This is a genomic window from Haloarcula sp. NS06 (assembly GCF_051122755.1).
Classification (GTDB): Archaea; Halobacteriota; Halobacteria; order Halobacteriales; family Haloarculaceae; genus Haloarcula.
In genome coordinates this window covers 1,867,440-1,883,299 of sequence record NZ_CP184844.1, presented here as the reverse complement: position 1 = coordinate 1,883,299, position 15,860 = coordinate 1,867,440, and the positions used below count along the sequence as shown (strand labels likewise).

Here is a 15,860-nt window from a genome sequence, read left to right as displayed (position 1 = left end):
ATGACAGACGACCCGATTACGACGGATGTGCTAGTCATCGGTTCCGGTATCGCCGGGCTGGCGGTGGCGCTCGCCGCGGCCCGCGAAGGTGACAACGTGACGCTCGCTACGAAGGCGACCCGTCCGGAAGGCTCCTCTTCCTGGTGGGCGCAAGGCGGCATCGCCGTCTCCCGGGATACGCCCGAAGAATTCAAAGACGACATCATGGCCGCCTCCGACGGTACCGCTGACCCCGATGCCGTCGATGTGCTGGTCGAGAACGCAAACGAGGCCGTCGAGGACGTGTTGCTTGAGACGCTCGACGTCGAGTTCGACCAGAACGGCTCGGGCCACGACTTCACCCGCGAGGCTGCCCACAGCGAGGACCGCATTCTCCACGTGGACGCCTCGACGGGCAAGCACATCCACGTCCCGTTCCTGAACTACATCGACGATCACGACGGCGTGGAGATTCTGGACGACACCGCCGCACTCGAACTCATCCGTCACGAGGGCCGGGTCCACGGCGCAATGCTCGAATCCGACGGCGAGGTCGACCCGTACTTCGCCGGCAGCGTCGTGCTGGCGACGGGCGGTATCGGCGACCTCTACCCGCGGACGACGAACCCCGACAACACGACCGGGGACGGTATCGGCATGGCCGCACTCGCCGGAGCCGAGGTCGAGGACATGGAGTACGTCCAGTTCCACCCGACCGCGTGCGTACTGGAGGAGAATGGCGACGCTGACGTTGCATTCCTCGTCAGCGAGGCCGTCCGCGGCGAGGGCGGTCTGCTCCGCAATGGCGACGGCGAGCGGTTCATGCCCGACTACCACGCCGACGCCGAACTCGCGCCCCGCGACGTGGTGGCCCGCGCTGTCAAGGCCGAGCGGGAGGCGACGGGCGAAGTGACACTGGACGTGTCGCCGCTCGACTTCGCCGAAGAGTTCCCGAACCTCGCCGACAGGTGTGCGGAACACGGTGTCGAGTGGGCGGACGGCATCCCAGTCGCGCCTGCCGAGCACTTCCTCTGTGGCGGCATCAGCGTCGACGATCGTGGCCGGACGACGCTGGATCGGCTCTACGCCGTCGGCGAGTGCTCCCGGACCGGCGTCCACGGCGCGAACCGCCTCGCAAGTACATCCCTGCTTGAGGGACTGGTCTGGGGTCTGCGTGCCGGCGAAGACGCTGCCGGGGCCGATCCGGAACCAATCGAAGCGCCGGAACTGCTCGAACGCGACCCGGACCTGCCCGAGCGGTTCGCCCGCGACAAGTTCCAGCGGCTGACCCGCGTGATGGACGAGAATGTCGGCGTCGAGCGCGACCCCGCGGACCTCCAGCGCGCGATGGCCGTCCTCCGCCGGCTTAAGGGCGAAGTGGATGCCTACGTCCGTACGCGAACCAGCCGCTCGCTGTACGAACTCCGCCACGCTAGCGTCACCGCCCTGTTGATTGCGCGCCACGCCGCCGAGAACGAGAAGAGCGTCGGCACGCACAATCTCGTGGACGCGAGCGAGGACCCACCGGAGTCCACAGCCGACTAATGCTCACTGACAGCGACATCGAGCGGTGGCTCCGCGAGGACGTGGGCCACCACGATGTGACCAACGACGTGCCTGGGACGACCGAGGGGCGACTAGTCGCGAAAGCGTCCGGCGTGGTTGCGGGCCTCGACGCCGCCACCGGCGTGTTCGAGTATCTGGACTGTGCGGTGGAGACACCGGTCGACTCCGGTGACGCTATCGACGCCGGCGACGTGGTGCTTCGCGTCGACGGCCCCGCGCAGTCGGTGCTCCGCGGCGAGCGCGTCGCCGTGAACCTCACTGGTCACGCCTCGGGTGTGGCGACGAAGACCCGGGCCGCTGTCGATGCGGCGGAATCCTCCACGGCAGATTCCACACCCCGTATCGCCGGCACGCGAAAGACGACCCCGGGCCTGCGCGGCATCGAGAAGCGAGCGGTGGCAGCCGGCGGCGGCGACACCCACCGGCTTGACCTCTCGCACATGGTGATGGTCAAGGACAACCACATCGCCGAGATGGGACTGCTTGACGCCGTCGAGCACTTCCGCGAGCGGGTCTCCTTCGCCACGAAACTCGACGTAGAGGTCGAATCCCCGGCGGACGCGCCGCGGGCCGCCGAGGCCGGTGCGGACATCGTCCTGCTGGACAACATGCCCCCCGCGGAGACCGAGCGGGCCGTCGACCTCGTAGCGGCGGCCGATGCCAACGCGCTCACAGAGGCCAGTGGCGGCATCACCGTCGCGGACGTGCCGGCCTACGCCGAGACAGGTGTGGATATCATCTCAATGGGGTCGCTGACCCACTCCGCACCGACGCTGGATTTCTCCTTTCGAACGGGTTGAATCCGGTCAGTCCGGCCGACTCGACGAGGATTCGGTCCTGAGTTCGGGCGGGAGTTCGAGTTGCTTGATACCGGCGCGGTCATCGATTCGGAACCGGTACAGCGCTGTGGCCTCCGTCTCGGCCGCCCGCTCAAACACGTCGGGCTCCCAAGCGGTGTCGATCTGTTCTCCAATTGCCATACGTTCGTCCTCAGGGACTCGCTCGATTGGTCCCGTCAATAGGACGCTGCGCCAGTTGAACGTCGTTTCGATGTCGTGGATGAGAAACCGGGCAACGGCCGCGTTATCGCTCGCTGTTACTTTTCGGCTGTCGACACCGAGAACGTAGACGAAGTAAAGCGCGGACTCGCCGTCGTACCAGAAACTAAGCGGGCGCAATAGCGGCGCGGAGTCAGTTGGGACGCCGAGCACGCCGACACTTGTGTGTTCGAGGGTCTTTTCGATGTCCCCGCTGTCCATCTGGAGCATCCCGAAGTCTTCCAGTTCGGAAACTGTCATGTCGCTACTTGTCGGCATATAATCATAAAGCCACAGGGCGCTGGCTCGGGGGTCGCTATTCACCACGCGGTGGGACGCTGTGCAGTCTGTCTCAGTCCAGTCGGCGGGCCAACATTACCTCGTCGACCAGTTCGTCCCGGATTTCGTAGTGATCGGCACGGACAGCCTCAGCCGTCCAGCCGGCCGCCTTCAGAAAGTCGATTGCTCGCTCGTTCGTCGCCGGCAGGCTGTTGTACACCTTTCGACAGCCACGGCTTGCGGCCCATTCGACCCCACGGTGGAGCAGGTGACTGCCGATACCATGGCGACGGTACGTCTCCATCACGCCGAGCGTGAGTTCGGCCGTCGACGCGAGTTCGTCCACTTCGGACATGGCGACGTGGACCCAACCGACGACGTCATCGTCCACCGTGGCGACGAACACGACACGACAGCGGTTGGGGCCCCAGCGGACGAGCGTGTCCTCGTAGGCCAATTGTTCGGCCACGCCGGCCGCGATGAGATACGGCGCTTCGCTGGTCACGTCGCGTATCGTGCCGACGACGCCGGAGAGGTCCGACGGCCGGGACGGGCGTATCTCATAGCTGACGCCGGCCTCGTAGTGTTCGGCCGTTTCACCGTCATGAAGCGCCACAGTGAGGTGCCCGTCCTCGGTGGCCTCGATGAGGTCGTCCCGTTTGAGAATGGAGACGTGGTGCTGGAACCGCTCGGGGTCGACACTGATGGCTTCGGCCACCTCGCTGGGTGCGACAGGGCCGTTCCGTTCCACAAACCGGTACACATCGGACCGCTCACCGCCGAGTTCGAGGTCTGTTGGGGACGGCATTTCGCTATGGCCCACTGATGACTGTATCTACTTGAAGCTACCCGGCAACGTCGCCTGCAATTGCAGGCCGGCTTGCCAGCAGCGCTGCCGTGGCCGCCGGTGAGACCGGTTGGAACAGGAGTTGCTGCCGCAGCATTGCATGCGTCCGCGTGACGCTTTTGTATGGTCGTAGCTCATTTTCGGCTATGCCAGACGCAGTCCGCCGCTGTCCCGAAGACGGCTTCTTCGAGGGCGACACGTGCCCGGTTTGTGACGGAACAGGGCCCCAGATTCTCGACGGCGAACGGCGACGACAGCTCTCGAAGTTCGTCTCGGGCGCGCTCAGACATTTTCCCGAAGACGCAGGCATCGAGGTAGACAAAGCGGGGTGGACGGACTTCGCTTCTCTCCGTACGGCGGTCGAGCGACAGTACGACTGGGTGGATGGTGAAGCACTGGCCGGCGTCATTGCCACAGACCCAAAAGGGCGGTTCGAACGGACAGGGGACAGTGGAGAGACAGATACAGCGACCGCTGGCGGTCGCGTTCGCGCGGCGTACGGGCACTCCATCGACGTGACCCTCGACAAGACCGACGACCCCGTTCCGGCGACGCTGTATCACGGGACTGCCCCGCGGAACGCCGATTCGATACGCGAAGCGGGGCTGAAACCGATGGGCCGCCAGACGGTCCACCTCTCGGAATCCGTCGCAGCGGCCCGCGAGGTGGGGCGTCGCCACGCCGCAGACCCGGTCGTGTTTGTCGTTGACGCCGAAGTGATGAAGTCCGATGACCGACGGATTGTCAAGCGCGGGACCGAGACGTACACGACTGCCCGCGTGCCGCCGCAGTATCTCTCCGTGCTCGAAAACTAGCGTGGTCGCGTCGCCTGCTACTCGACCAGCGGCGTGCCGGTCATCGCGTCCGGCCGGTCGATACCCATGAGCATGAGCATCGTCGGCGCAAGGTCGGCCAGCGTCCCGCCGTCACGAGCGGTCCGTCCACCGGCAGTCCCGTCAGGAGAGAGGTAGATGAACGGGACGGGGTTGGTCGTGTGGGCCGTGTGCGGGTCGTCTTCGGTCCCCATGTCGTCGGCGTTCCCGTGGTCGGCACAGATGAGTGCGTGACCGCCAGCAGCCCCAATCGTCTCGACTAGCCGCCCGAGTTGTTCGTCGACGACCTCGACGGCGGTCACCGCCGCGTCGAAATCGCCAGTGTGGCCAACCATATCAGGGTTGGCGAAGTTCAGCACCATCGCATTGGGGTCCTCAGTCTCGATGAAGTCGATAGCAGTGTCGGCCAGTTCTGGCGCGCTCATTTCCGGTTGCATATCGTAGGTCGCCACGTCGGGGCTGTCGACGATTTCGCGACTCTCGCCGTCGAACGCGACCTCACGACCGCCGTTGAGGAAGTACGTGACGTGCGGGTATTTTTCTGTCTCGGCCAGCCGAATCTGTGTATTCCCGGCTTCGGAAAGCACCTCGCCGAGCACGTCCTCAGGCTGGTTCGGTGGGAACGCGACCGGCAGGTCGAACGTCTCGTCGTACTGCGTCATCGTCACCAGCCGGGTGTCCGGCGGCTCGGTGTCAGCTCCCCAGTCATCCGGGCGGATATCGCCGAGCATCCGGGTAAGTTGCCGAGCGCGGTCCGACCGGAAATTGAAGAAGATGACCGCATCGCCGTCTTCGAGACCGGCGTGGTCGCCGACGGTCGTCGGCTCGATGAACTCGTCAGTGGTGTCGCGGGCGTACGACTCGGTGGCCGCCGTGACGGCGTCATCGGCGTGGTGGTCGCCCTCGCGGTGAACGATGGCGTCGTAGGCTCGGCGGGTCCGCTCCCAGTTCTGGTCACGGTCCATCGCGTAGTAGCGCCCGCAGACGGTGGCGGTATGGCCAGTTCCGTGCTCCTCGGCGTGGGCTTCGAGGTCGGCGAGATACTCCTCGCCGCCGGTCGGCGAGGTGTCACGGCCGTCGGTGAAAGCATGGGAGACGGCGTCGGTATCACGCTCGCCTGCGAGTTCGATGAGCGCGTGCAGGTGGTCCTGATACGAGTGGACGCCGCCGTCCGAAACGAGGCCCATGAAGTGGACCCGACCGTCGTGCGCCTCGGCGTGCTCGAAGGCCGATAAAATCGTTTCGTTCTCGAAGAATGGTGGGTCCTGTGCGTCGTCGTCGGGCGGTGATTCGCCACGTGAGCGAGCGATACTGTCGCTGACGCGAGCGGAGTCCTGTTTGACGACGCGGCCGGCCCCGATGTTGAGGTGGCCGACCTCGGAGTTGCCCATCTGGCCCTCCGGGAGGCCGACCCGGCGGCCGTGGGTGGCAAGTGTCGACGCTGCGCCTGCGTCTCGGTAGCGGTCGAAGTTCGGCGTGTCGGCGGCAGCGACGGCATCCCGGACATCGTCGTCCGGATTCAGGCCCCAGCCGTCCAAGATGATGAGTCCGGCGTCCATATCCAGTGGGTCACGCGACCGGCGTAATACACTGTCGGTCAGTCTCGAACGTGACGGTCGATAATGCGAAATTCGGCGGTGCTGATGGGGCTATCCCTACGCATCCACTCCGCTATCCTTGCCGGTATCTGGAACCCTGAAATTAAGAGGGTGGCCCGCCTTCGGTCGGGCATGACTCGAAATATTCTCTCGGACGATCTAGCCGACGCAATCGTTACCACAGCCCGGACGGCGACGGGCGACTCGCTCCGTTCAGTGACGTATTTCACACGTGCGAACTTCGAGCAACTCTACCTGCGGGAGGACCTCGAACAGGACGCCGACCTCAACGACTTCGTCGGCCACGAGTGGCAGGGGTACAAGCAGACGAAGAACGCCTATCAGGAGTCCGAACTGGGCGACTATCGCTTCACCGTACGCGCGTTCTCCAACGGCTACCTCGTGCGAGCGACAACCGAGCGTCAGGGCGTGCTCATCACCACGGACGGCCTGACGATGCAGTCCTACGAAGAGATCGCCGAGGCCATCGAGCGCCTGCTCCGCGAGGAGTCGGGCAAGGAGTAACCACTGAATCGGCGGGTGACCAAAGGGTTATGCCCGTGCCGGCGAACCCACGGGCATGACGCTTGACCCGGTCCACGTCGACGGAATCGCCAAGCTCGCCGGGCAGGTACGCGAGACCGTCGAGACGAGCGACCAAGAGGCGGCCGCCGAGGAGGTGTGGGACAACTTTCTCGACCCGCTGTGGCAGGAGGGAACGAAGATTCTGGAGCCACTGGACGAGCAGCGCCGCCGGAAGGTCCCCATTGAGGATATCGCGCTGGCGGACCCACCGTTTCCGACCCAGCACGGTCTGGACTCGGGGACAATCAATCCGACGACATTCAAGAACGGGCTGGTACTTGATGTGGCCCAGGCGGCGATGGGGAGTGTTCCCTCGGACGTGGAACTCCACCGGGGCCGGACCATCATCATGGCCGTCCACTCCAACGACGCGACGCTGGGGTTCGACGGCGAGTGGCAGGGCGGGGACCGCGGCTACGCCAAGCGGCGCGTTCTCGACGTACCACAGGTCGACCGTTACGAACAGCGGGTCGTCCACGCGCTGGCGCTGTACCTCGCGGAGAGCCAGCACGCACTGACCAACGCCGACATGGTCGAGGACCTGTTCATCCTCGACGGCCCCATCTACCCGACCGGCGTGCTCCGCTGGGCCGACCGCGACACTGAATTGGCCGACCTGCTCGCGGAAGACGACCGCCCCAAAACGGTCGTGAACAACTATGTCGACCTCGTCGAGCGATTCGTCGAGCGGGGCGTCCCGATGGTGGGGTTCATCAAGAACTCCTCGACGAAGGCCCTCACGCGGGCGTTACGGCGCAAGACCAACGCCCCGTGGGTGAACGACACCGCCTTCTTCCGGCGAATCCTTGAGCGCCGCGACAACGAGGGAGAGCGGCAAACCGACTGTCTCACCGCGACGGACTGGTTCCGCTCACGGGGCGGTACTGACGGCATCATGGCCGCCGACGGTGACGCGCTGGGCATCGAACGGTCCCTCGACCCCGAAGCCTACGAGGTGACGTTTTTCGTCCTCTACGACCCGCGTTCGGATCTCGTGTTCCGCGTCGAGGCCCCGTACGCGTTCACCAAAGATCCGGAATGCCGGGCCAAGCTCACGCGGCAGATACTCCACGACGTGGCCCGGGAACAGGGGCCGCCACTGGCCATCGGAAAGGCCGATGAACTCGCCAAAATCGACCGGCAGGGCAGCGAGGAACTCACTCGCCGCATCGAGCGGACGTTCGAGACCGACCGGGAGCGAGAGTTCAACGACATCCGGTGGGGAGCCGTCGAAGAATCGTTCTGAAGGGTTAGTCACGACGGGCCAGAACGATAGCGTAGAGGAGGACGAGGAGACCGACTAGTTCGGTGATGGTGCCCGGGAGGGGAAGCACCATTCGCGGGAGGACCTGCACGGCACTAAGGGTAACCAGGTACGAAACGAAGGTGAGGAGGCTGATTCCGGTAGCCAGTGCGAGCATGGAGCGAGTCCGCCGTCGACGGTAGCCAACGAGCGCCAATGCAGCAATGAGCAGTCCGACCCCCGTCTGTGCGAGGTGGAAAGCAGTGTTGACGGTAACCCACGTTTCGGCGGAGAGGCCGGCAAACTCCATTAGAGTCCCTCCCAGAGGTCTACTAGCGCATCGGCGAACTCATGTGTCTTTGACTCAACGGAGAGGGTCACGTCGAAGGCTCCTTCGGTGAGACAGACGGTGAGTTCGTCCATCTGTGCCTCGTACACGTCTACGTGATGCCCGTCATCCGCAATTTGCGTTCGAGCAGCGACGAGGCCGCAGTCCTCAAGCGCGTCGAGACGGCGATACACGGTCGAGAGTGACATGTCGCAGTCGTTGCTGAGTTCAGTTGCTGTCATGGGTCTGTGACTCGTGGCTGCAAGGAGTGCGCGAGCGTATTCGTCATCGAGGAGGGCAAACACCTCGGTCGGGGACGGGTCCTCGGCCACGTGCAGCGGTTTCACCCGAGCCGTTGTATAACTCACCGGTCGTTCGCTGACTCAGAAAACGGCGGGAAAGCATGCCGGTTCGACTACGCCGTCTCGGCCTGCTGCACCGTCACGTCGACCGTCTCGCCGGCCACACCGAGCCGGGCGAACTGCGTTCGGACGTGTTCTTTGGCCGCGTTGATGGCCGCATCACGCGTCTCGAAGCCGCGGGGCATCGGGGATTCGAAGGCGATTCGGATCTCACGGTCGCCGATTGACTGGACCTGTCCGCCGCTTTCAACCTCGTAGAAGGCGTCACAGACCCAGACGTAGGGTGTCCCCTCGTCCGGTGCGCCGTTGAACTTGGGCGGCTCCTCGCCTGGTTCGTACAGCGTCCCGGTTAGCGCTGTCCCGCCTGCTGTCCCCCGAATAAGCAACATGCTCCGATGTAAGGGCCCCAGCGGCAAAAGATTCTCCCCCGGGACAAGCGGTCGCCCCGACACCGCTGGACTGAACCGGTCGCTCTCGGAACTGCTCGCATCCCGACGAGGGTCTTCGACTGGCGGCAGCATCCCAAGCGGTATCCGAACGCGCTCTTTCTCGTGCCTCGGAATTTGGCACGTGCCGAGACAAGTCGTATGTCAGTGGGTGCCGCAGATAGTCGTATGTCTGACTCGACTGGTGCCAGTGTTCAGTTACTTCGTAACGCGACTGTCCTCGTGGACGTTGGAGACGTGACGTTCCTCGTCGACCCGATGTTCGCGTCACCTGGGGAGAACCCGCCTGTTCCGAATTCGCCGAACGACCGTCGAAACCCGCTCGTCCCAATGCCCGACAGTGACCTGTCCTACGACGCTGTGGTTGTCACGCACCGCCACCAAGACCACTGGGATGGGGCGGCCCAGGCGGAACTCGATGCCGACGTGCCGCTGTTCTGTCAGCCCGAGGAGGCGGACGAATTTATTGACGAGGAGTTCACCAATGTCTGCCCCGTCGACGACGAGGCGTCTATCGAGGGAGTCTCGATACACCGAACGCCCGGGCGGCACGGGCACGGAGAGTTAGCGGCGGAGATGGGCCCCGTTTCGGGATTCGTGTTCGAGGGCGACGAAACGGTGTACGTCGCAGGCGACACGGTCTGGTACGAGCCGGTCGAGGAAACGCTCGATAGGTTCGAGCCGGATCTGGTCGTGTTGAACGGCGGTGAAGCGCAGTTCGAACACGGCGACCCCATCACAATGGGCGTCGAGGACATCACGGCTGTCCGGGATGGGACCGCCGCTACGGTCGTTGTCGTTCACATGGAGGCGATCAACCACTGCCTGCTCAGCCGGGACGAGCTACGGTCGGCAACGGAAGACGTTCGGGTTCCCGACGACGGGGAATGGGTCAATCGATAGGCTCGGTCAGTTAGCAGGTGCTTTGACGAAGGCGCTGTCAGATGCCACGGCGACACCGGCAGGTCAGGGTTCGCAGTCGACCACGACGGGCAGGTGGTCGGAGCCGTAGTGGTCGTCGTCGCGGTCGGCGATGACTGCCCTGGTGTCGATGGACACGTCCTCGCTGACGAACACGTGGTCAATCCCCATCTCGGGGAGCAAGTCGTGGAAGTCGGTTCGGCTCGTCGTCGGACCGTGGGTGACGGTCGCTGTATCGCGAGCGTCAACAAGTGTGCGGCCGTCCGGGAGTTCGTGCCCCTCGGCGCGCTCGTAGGCCGGTTCACCGACAACACAGTTGAAATCGCCCATCACCACTGCGGGCGCATCCCGGGTGGCAGAATCGAGATGGTCAAGCACCAGTTCGATACCCTCGACACGCGCGTCAGCCCCCTGATGGTCGAGATGCGTGTTCAAGCACAGGAGATCATCGTCGGTGTCGCGGTCACGAAGGCGGGCCCAGGTCGCTACGCGGGGATAGGCGGCGTCCCAGCCGATGCTGCTCGGCTCGGCGGGCTGTTCGGAGAGCCAGAACGTGTTTGTGGCCGCGCAGTCGAAGCGCTCGGCCCGGTAGCCGATGGCCGTATGCTCCCCGCCGGCATCGACAGAGTCCCGCGGGTCACCGACCCACTCGTAGCCGTCCAGCAGCACCTCGAGCTCCCGGAGCTGGTGAGCCATCGCCTCCTGTACCCCGATAATGTCGGGGTTATGATACTGGATGATACCCGCCACCAGCCGCCGCCTGTGGGGCCACCCGTCTACCCCATCCCCGGCGGTGTCGTACCGCACATTGAAAGACATCACCCGCGTCGGCTTCATATGCGTTCGTTGACAGCCAACCGGGTAAGGTTTCACATTCATGCTGCTGGGGAAAGGTGTTAATCCCCGGCTACCCTGAACTGGGGTATGTCCGACCTCGGGGATTTCACTGATTTCGATGGCGACGACGCGGCGGCCGACGACGAGGCCGCACAGTCGGCCGAGACGGCCGATGACGGCGATGGGGCTGTCGACGCGTCGGAGGGGACCGGCCCGACAGCACAATCTACGGACGATGACTTCGAAGATATGGACGTGACACCAGCAGGAACAGACACCGGTCTCGGTGTCCTCTCAGCGGCGAACGGCCTTCGAATCAGCGAGGAAGCGGAGGAAACGGTCCTGCGAGCCTACGTCACCGCGCGGAACCGCTCGCGTCTGCGTATCGGCACATATCTACTCGTCCCATACCCTGGCGGTGAACGTCTGTTCTGTCGTATCAAGGCTCTGGAGTACGCCCAAGAGTTCCACGCCGACGACGCGACCGAGATCCACGCCCGGCGAGCGATGCGCGAGCGGGGAATCGACGAACGAGATTTCAAATTCATCGCCGAGCTTGAGCCGGTTGCAGTGCTGTACAGCGACGGTGGCGAACTCAAACGTCGGATGACCGACCGGGTCCCCAAACCCGAAACTGTCGTCCGGGAGGCCACCGACAAGTCTGAAATCAAGACCGGTCTGAAGATTCCCGAGGACGGCGTCTTCCTGGGTCATCTCGCCGTCGGCGGCGAGAAGGTCCGCACCGCCGCCGAGCCGCCGACAATCGACTACCGGCTGAAAGACGACTACGACGCCGGCGACCCACTCGTGTTCCGGCACACCCTCGTCGCGGGCGGGACCGGGTCCGGGAAGACCCACAGTTCGAAGAACATCCTGCGGCAGTATCTCGGCCGGACCTACGAAATGGGCGATGGCCGTACGCCCGAACTCGCCGTCGTCCAGTTCGACCCGCAGGACGAGTACGCACAGATGCACGACGACAACCCCGCGATGACCGACGAGTTCGAGCGCCGCTGTGAGCGGGAAGGCGTCGCTTACGGCGGGCATGACGACACCATCGCCTTCGTTCCGAAGGTGGCCGGGGCCGACTACAACGCCAGCCACCACCGCGCTGAGCAGGTGGAGTTCACGATCCCGTTCTCGCTCGTCCACGACAATCCCTGGCTCATCGCCGGCTCCAGCCTGAACGATAACCAGTACGGCGCGCTGGTGAACACGCTGCTCCCGCGGTTCAAGCGCGAATATGGGGAGGGTGGGACCTACAGCGACTTCCGGACCTTCCTCGGGGACCCCGCACTCAAGGAGGAACTGGACGAGGCGGGCGATGTCCACGAGGCCACGTTCGACGCCGTCAAGCGTCGCGTCCAGGGCTTCGGCGCAGTCTTCGATCAGGACGCCCGGCCAATCACCGACCAGATTTCACAGTTCGTCCGCGACGGGGGCCTGACGGTCATCCCGACCTACCACATCACGGACTCCCGGACGGCCTCGACTATCGTGCTTGCCGTCTCCAGCCTGCTCATCGACCAGAAGCTCTCGAACGACCCGGACTACGACCGCATCAAGGAGACGCCGCTCGTCCTCGGGATGGACGAGGCCCATAACTTCCTGACTGACGCCGACAGCGTTCAGGGCCGCAAGGTCATCGGGAAGTTCACCGAAGCCGCCAAACAGGGCCGCAAGGAGCGTCTCGGCCTGTATCTCATCACGCAGGACCCACAGGACATCGCCGACCCGGTGTTCAAGCAGATCAACACGACGATGGTGCTCAACCTCGGCGACGAGGATGCCATCTCGGCGGTAAACATCCCCAGCAACCTCGAATCGAAGGTTCCCTACATGGAGAAAGGGCAGCGAGTCGTCTACTCGCCCGATAACTCCGAGCCGGTCGAACTGATCGGCCTGTCGACATGCGTGACCCGTCACGGGCGAGACTGACAAACCGAAGGCCTGCTCACCGATTGCAGCGGGCCGAAGATTCAAACCGGCCCCAGCGGAAGTGGGCGTATGGCAAAGCGAATCCTTGTTCCGGTCGACAGTTCAGATCAAGCAACGGTCGCCTGTTCGTTCGCAGCCGAGGAGCATCCCGACGCAACGATCGTTCTCTTACACGTCATCAATCCCGCAGAGGCCGGCTACAGCGCGGAGGCCTCGATTCCCTCCTTCTCCGAGGAGTGGTATGAACAACAGAAAGCCACAGCGGAGGACCTGCTCGATGACCTCGAGGCAGAAGTGACTGCGGCCGGTGTCGAGTCCGTCGAACGCGTCATCGAGGTCGGGCGACCAACGAAGGTCATCGTGGAGTACGCAGACGACCACGACATCAACCAGATCGTCATGGGGAGCCACGGCCGCTCGGGCATGTCCCGTATCCTGCTTGGTAGTGTCGCTGAAATCGTCGTCAGACGAGCGTCCATCCCCGTAACCGTCGTCAGATAGCGCTACGGGTGTCGGACGATATGGACGTCGTATTTGGGGTCTTCTGATATCGGTGAGCCGACGCTACAGACCGGCGTTGACACCCGCCCGGCGTTCTCACTGCCGATGAACACGATTGAGGCTCCCTCTTCGTGAGCGACTTCTCTGATGGTCCGGGTGATATCCGTTGTCGTTGACGCCATTGAGCTCACGTCCTTCGGGATCTCGTAGCGGAACGACACTGCCGGGGCGACCGACTCGGCTTGCTCCCGCATCCGGTCGGCGACCGCCTCAACACTGAACGCTTCATCCGCGTCGAGCCAGCCGTGTTCCCGCGCGTACGCCGCATCATCCGGGATAACGGACAGCGCAGTGATGTCCTCGTCGCGGTAGTCCGCGAACTCCATCGCCCGCGTGAGCGCGGCTTTTGACAGGGCCGAGCCATCGAAGGGCACGAGTAGTACCATATCCCACTTGTTGCCCGGTTGTGATTTATTGGTTCCGCCGGCCGGTGCAATATGAGCGACACAGTGCCGGATAACACATCGTAGTCCTGCGGTAAGCCGAGCGAATAACCCGGCAAGGTGTCTGTAACTAACTGTGTTTAGTGTGACCAATAACCATGGAGTCGATAGACGACGCACTCAGGTATCCCATGGAAGACGACGACTGGACCATGACCGTTCTCATCGGTGGCGTCCTCAGCCTCCTCTCGTTCTTCGTCGTCCCCGCCATCCTCGTGTACGGCTATCTCGTTCAGGCAATCCGCAAGCGGGCAGACGGCGCGACACAGCCGCCAGCGTTCGAAGACTGGGGGGAACTGCTTGTTGACGGGCTCAAAGCCTGGGTTATCGGTATCGTGTATATGCTCGTCCCGCTCGTCGTGTTCGGGGTGACTGTCGGCGGGAGCCTGTTCGCGATGGCGACCGGGACTCGTGCCGGGGCGGGTGCCGGTCTGGCCGGCCTCTTCGGCGGGCTGGCGATCTCGTTTGTCCTGTCGCTGGTGTTCGGGTATGTTGCGACAGCGGCTATCATCCACTTCGCCTGTACCGGCGAGTTTGGTGCCGGGTTCGACTTCGGGACGCTACGGAAGTTAGTCATGTCTCCGGAGTACGCGACGCCGTGGCTGGTCTCGATTGCCCTGTTTATCGGTGCCAACGTCGTGGTGAACTTGCTGAACGTCGTCCCGTTCATCGGCTCGCTCATTGCCCTGATTCTCAGTCCGTTCGCCACCTTCTACGTGCTGGTGGTTGCGACGGACCTCTGGGCCAGTGGCTACAACGCCGCACTCGACGAGCGAGATGAATCAGAATCAGTCGGGACGGCGACAGTTTAGAAGATATTCGCCTGCTGGTAGACCGAGATACCGTCGTTCGTTATCTCATAGGGTTTCGTCTCCCGCGAGTGGTTCGCGTTCCGTATCTTTTGGATCTCGACAGCGAGCCGCGTCTCGCTGGTGTCTGACCGGACGTACTGAAGGATGAACACGGCGTCAGTCAGGTATTCGATGATACCGTGTCTGGACGCGAAAGGGTTGGTCTCGCTGGCTTCAGAGACGAGCATCGTCGTCACGCCGGCCTGCTTCAGCGATCGGGTGAAATCGAACACTTCGGTACGTCTACGGGACTGGTCGTCGTACATCATCTCAAGCAATGAGACGGAGTCAAGCACCAGCCGGTCGGCGTCGAACTTCTCGATGAGCGCCGGCAGCTCGCCGCGGATGTTGTCAAGGCTGTTTGCCATCTCGACCGGGTCGAGATCGACAATCGCTAGCTGGCCCTGTTCTTCGTACTCCTCGAACCCCCAGCCGCGGTCGCCGGCGGTGTCCAGTATCGCATCGTGGGACTGTTCGAGCGTCAGAAACACCGCGTTTTCGCCATTCCGAAGCCCATGGTGGAGGAACTGCAATCCGAACGTCGTCTTTCCGGTTCCGGCCGAACCGATAGTGACGATGAGGTGGCGCTGTGGGATTCCGCCCTGAATCATCTGGTCGAGTCCCTCGATACCGATGTCCACCCGCGGGATGTCGGACTCGAACTCCTCCTCAAAGTCGCTCCCGCTGTCACCATCGCCACTACCGGCAGACTCGAACGCAGTGGCGAAGTCGTCGTCGAAGAGCCCACCGCCATCATCGTCGCCAGGGGACCCAGCGTCGGCATCAGCAGACTCACTCTGGCTGCTGAAGGGGTCACCGCTGCTGTCGTCGAACGGGCTGCTGTCACTGTCCCCGCCAGCAGCGGCGCTGCCGTCGTCACCAAACGGATTACTATCACTGCCTTCACTAAAATCGGCGCTGCTATCGTCATCGAACGGGCTGCTATCACCACTGCGCTTGTCGTCGTCGCTCTCGGGTGCAGACGGCCCGGTGTCGGTAGACGCCGGTTCCTCGGCGTCGCTCTCGGATGGTGTCTCCGAAGTGTCGTCGGCCTCCGTCGGTTCGCTGTCGCCGTCCTCGTCGTCCAGCGCACTTTCGAACCAGTCGTCATCGGACCCGCTGTCCTCGCTCATACGCACGACCACCAGCCACACGAACGGCCCATGGAAGTGGATACGCGTCGCGACTGATATAATTGCCGTCGTA

The 15,860-nt window shown here is 63.6% G+C and carries 18 protein-coding genes; 9 read left to right on the top strand and 9 right to left on the bottom strand.

Going from position 1 to position 15,860, the window contains the following annotated elements:
- Both ACODNH_RS13540 and nadC read left to right on the top strand, forming a co-directional pair.
- Entirely contained in the window at positions 1–1,524 is a 1,524-nt protein-coding gene (locus ACODNH_RS13540) for an L-aspartate oxidase (RefSeq protein ID WP_306704965.1), read from the top strand.
- Positions 1,524–2,345: a carboxylating nicotinate-nucleotide diphosphorylase gene (gene nadC, locus ACODNH_RS13535; RefSeq protein ID WP_306704963.1), complete on the top strand. Its 822-nt coding sequence runs from the start codon at positions 1,524–1,526 to the stop codon at positions 2,343–2,345. Before ACODNH_RS13540 ends, nadC begins: the two co-directional genes overlap by 1 nt.
- Positions 2,346–2,351: 6 nt before the next feature.
- Here nadC and ACODNH_RS13530 read toward each other — a convergent pair whose 3' ends face one another.
- Both ACODNH_RS13530 and ACODNH_RS13525 read right to left on the bottom strand, forming a co-directional pair.
- Entirely contained in the window at positions 2,352–2,843 is a 492-nt protein-coding gene (locus ACODNH_RS13530) for a pyridoxamine 5'-phosphate oxidase family protein (RefSeq protein ID WP_306704961.1), read from the bottom strand.
- A gap of 91 nt (positions 2,844–2,934) precedes the next feature.
- The gene (locus ACODNH_RS13525) at positions 2,935–3,669 is read right to left on the bottom strand and encodes a bifunctional helix-turn-helix transcriptional regulator/GNAT family N-acetyltransferase (protein ID WP_306704959.1); all 735 of its coding nucleotides are present in this window, start codon (positions 3,667–3,669) and stop codon (positions 2,935–2,937) included.
- Positions 3,670–3,854: 185 nt separating this feature from the next.
- On the opposite strand from ACODNH_RS13525, the gene ACODNH_RS13520 reads away from it, so the two are divergent.
- Entirely contained in the window at positions 3,855–4,523 is a 669-nt protein-coding gene (locus ACODNH_RS13520) for an RNA 2'-phosphotransferase (RefSeq protein WP_306704957.1), read from the top strand.
- A 17-nt stretch (positions 4,524–4,540) separates the two neighbouring features.
- Here ACODNH_RS13520 and gpmI read toward each other — a convergent pair whose 3' ends face one another.
- On the bottom strand, positions 4,541–6,100 hold the full coding sequence (gpmI, locus tag ACODNH_RS13515) for a 2,3-bisphosphoglycerate-independent phosphoglycerate mutase (protein ID WP_306704955.1): 1,560 nt from the start codon (positions 6,098–6,100) through the stop codon (positions 4,541–4,543).
- Positions 6,101–6,271: 171 nt separating this feature from the next.
- On the opposite strand from gpmI, the gene ACODNH_RS13510 reads away from it, so the two are divergent.
- Complete coding sequence (locus tag ACODNH_RS13510) at positions 6,272–6,664, top strand: DUF7522 family protein (protein ID WP_306707441.1); 393 nt, start codon at positions 6,272–6,274, stop codon at positions 6,662–6,664.
- A gap of 55 nt (positions 6,665–6,719) precedes the next feature.
- Complete coding sequence (locus ACODNH_RS13505; RefSeq protein WP_434530421.1) at positions 6,720–7,970, top strand: DNA double-strand break repair nuclease NurA; 1,251 nt, start codon at positions 6,720–6,722, stop codon at positions 7,968–7,970.
- A 4-nt stretch (positions 7,971–7,974) separates the two neighbouring features.
- Here ACODNH_RS13505 and ACODNH_RS13500 read toward each other — a convergent pair whose 3' ends face one another.
- The 3 genes from ACODNH_RS13500 to ACODNH_RS13490 form a co-directional block, all read right to left on the bottom strand.
- Positions 7,975–8,277, bottom strand: coding sequence for a DUF7521 family protein (locus ACODNH_RS13500; protein WP_306704950.1), 303 nt, complete (start codon positions 8,275–8,277; stop codon positions 7,975–7,977).
- Complete coding sequence (locus ACODNH_RS13495; protein ID WP_306704948.1) at positions 8,277–8,627, bottom strand: winged helix-turn-helix domain-containing protein; 351 nt, start codon at positions 8,625–8,627, stop codon at positions 8,277–8,279. Before ACODNH_RS13495 ends, ACODNH_RS13500 begins: the two co-directional genes overlap by 1 nt.
- A gap of 83 nt (positions 8,628–8,710) precedes the next feature.
- Positions 8,711–9,046 (bottom strand): DUF7113 family protein, encoded by a 336-nt coding sequence (locus ACODNH_RS13490; RefSeq protein ID WP_306704945.1) that lies wholly within the window; start codon positions 9,044–9,046, stop codon positions 8,711–8,713.
- A 225-nt stretch (positions 9,047–9,271) separates the two neighbouring features.
- Between ACODNH_RS13490 and ACODNH_RS13485 the strand changes: the two genes are divergently transcribed.
- Entirely contained in the window at positions 9,272–10,006 is a 735-nt protein-coding gene (locus ACODNH_RS13485) for an MBL fold metallo-hydrolase (RefSeq protein ID WP_306704942.1), read from the top strand.
- A 63-nt stretch (positions 10,007–10,069) separates the two neighbouring features.
- On the opposite strand, the gene ACODNH_RS13480 is transcribed toward ACODNH_RS13485, so the two are convergent.
- Positions 10,070–10,861, bottom strand: a complete 792-nt coding sequence (locus ACODNH_RS13480) for an endonuclease/exonuclease/phosphatase family protein (protein ID WP_306704940.1) — start codon at positions 10,859–10,861, stop codon at positions 10,070–10,072.
- Between the two features lie 87 nt (positions 10,862–10,948).
- On the opposite strand from ACODNH_RS13480, the gene ACODNH_RS13475 reads away from it, so the two are divergent.
- Both ACODNH_RS13475 and ACODNH_RS13470 read left to right on the top strand, forming a co-directional pair.
- Positions 10,949–12,799 (top strand): ATP-binding protein, encoded by a 1,851-nt coding sequence (locus ACODNH_RS13475; protein WP_306704939.1) that lies wholly within the window; start codon positions 10,949–10,951, stop codon positions 12,797–12,799.
- Positions 12,800–12,868: 69 nt separating this feature from the next.
- Entirely contained in the window at positions 12,869–13,300 is a 432-nt protein-coding gene (locus tag ACODNH_RS13470; RefSeq protein WP_005535919.1) for a universal stress protein, read from the top strand.
- A gap of 2 nt (positions 13,301–13,302) precedes the next feature.
- On the opposite strand, the gene ACODNH_RS13465 is transcribed toward ACODNH_RS13470, so the two are convergent.
- Complete coding sequence (locus ACODNH_RS13465; protein ID WP_434530420.1) at positions 13,303–13,746, bottom strand: universal stress protein; 444 nt, start codon at positions 13,744–13,746, stop codon at positions 13,303–13,305.
- Positions 13,747–13,901: 155 nt separating this feature from the next.
- On the opposite strand from ACODNH_RS13465, the gene ACODNH_RS13460 reads away from it, so the two are divergent.
- A complete protein-coding gene (locus tag ACODNH_RS13460) occupies positions 13,902–14,615 on the top strand; it encodes a DUF4013 domain-containing protein (protein ID WP_306704937.1) in 714 nt (237 codons plus the stop codon).
- Here ACODNH_RS13460 and ACODNH_RS13455 read toward each other — a convergent pair.
- The gene (locus ACODNH_RS13455; protein WP_306704936.1) at positions 14,612–15,787 is read right to left on the bottom strand and encodes a KaiC domain-containing protein; all 1,176 of its coding nucleotides are present in this window, start codon (positions 15,785–15,787) and stop codon (positions 14,612–14,614) included. The genes ACODNH_RS13460 and ACODNH_RS13455 overlap by 4 nt on opposite strands.
- Between the last annotated feature and the right edge of the window lie 73 nt (positions 15,788–15,860).

Excerpts from the sequence above, each read along its gene's own strand:
- ACODNH_RS13540 (WP_306704965.1), top strand. The coding sequence starts at position 1 with ATGACAGACGACCCGATTACGACGGATGTGCTAGTCATCGGTTCCGGT.
- nadC (WP_306704963.1), top strand. The coding sequence starts at position 1,524 with ATGCTCACTGACAGCGACATCGAGCGGTGGCTCCGCGAGGACGTGGGC.
- ACODNH_RS13530 (WP_306704961.1), bottom strand. The coding sequence starts at position 2,843 with ATGACAGTTTCCGAACTGGAAGACTTCGGGATGCTCCAGATGGACAGC.
- ACODNH_RS13525 (WP_306704959.1), bottom strand. The coding sequence starts at position 3,669 with ATGCCGTCCCCAACAGACCTCGAACTCGGCGGTGAGCGGTCCGATGTG.
- ACODNH_RS13520 (WP_306704957.1), top strand. The coding sequence starts at position 3,855 with ATGCCAGACGCAGTCCGCCGCTGTCCCGAAGACGGCTTCTTCGAGGGC.
- gpmI (WP_306704955.1), bottom strand. The coding sequence starts at position 6,100 with ATGGACGCCGGACTCATCATCTTGGACGGCTGGGGCCTGAATCCGGAC.
- ACODNH_RS13510 (WP_306707441.1), top strand. The coding sequence starts at position 6,272 with ATGACTCGAAATATTCTCTCGGACGATCTAGCCGACGCAATCGTTACC.
- ACODNH_RS13505 (WP_434530421.1), top strand. The coding sequence starts at position 6,720 with ATGACGCTTGACCCGGTCCACGTCGACGGAATCGCCAAGCTCGCCGGG.
- ACODNH_RS13500 (WP_306704950.1), bottom strand. The coding sequence starts at position 8,277 with ATGGAGTTTGCCGGCCTCTCCGCCGAAACGTGGGTTACCGTCAACACT.
- ACODNH_RS13490 (WP_306704945.1), bottom strand. The coding sequence starts at position 9,046 with ATGTTGCTTATTCGGGGGACAGCAGGCGGGACAGCGCTAACCGGGACG.
- ACODNH_RS13485 (WP_306704942.1), top strand. The coding sequence starts at position 9,272 with ATGTCTGACTCGACTGGTGCCAGTGTTCAGTTACTTCGTAACGCGACT.
- ACODNH_RS13480 (WP_306704940.1), bottom strand. The coding sequence starts at position 10,861 with ATGAAGCCGACGCGGGTGATGTCTTTCAATGTGCGGTACGACACCGCC.
- ACODNH_RS13475 (WP_306704939.1), top strand. The coding sequence starts at position 10,949 with ATGTCCGACCTCGGGGATTTCACTGATTTCGATGGCGACGACGCGGCG.
- ACODNH_RS13470 (WP_005535919.1), top strand. The coding sequence starts at position 12,869 with ATGGCAAAGCGAATCCTTGTTCCGGTCGACAGTTCAGATCAAGCAACG.
- ACODNH_RS13465 (WP_434530420.1), bottom strand. The coding sequence starts at position 13,746 with ATGGTACTACTCGTGCCCTTCGATGGCTCGGCCCTGTCAAAAGCCGCG.
- ACODNH_RS13460 (WP_306704937.1), top strand. The coding sequence starts at position 13,902 with ATGGAGTCGATAGACGACGCACTCAGGTATCCCATGGAAGACGACGAC.
- ACODNH_RS13455 (WP_306704936.1), bottom strand. The coding sequence starts at position 15,787 with ATGAGCGAGGACAGCGGGTCCGATGACGACTGGTTCGAAAGTGCGCTG.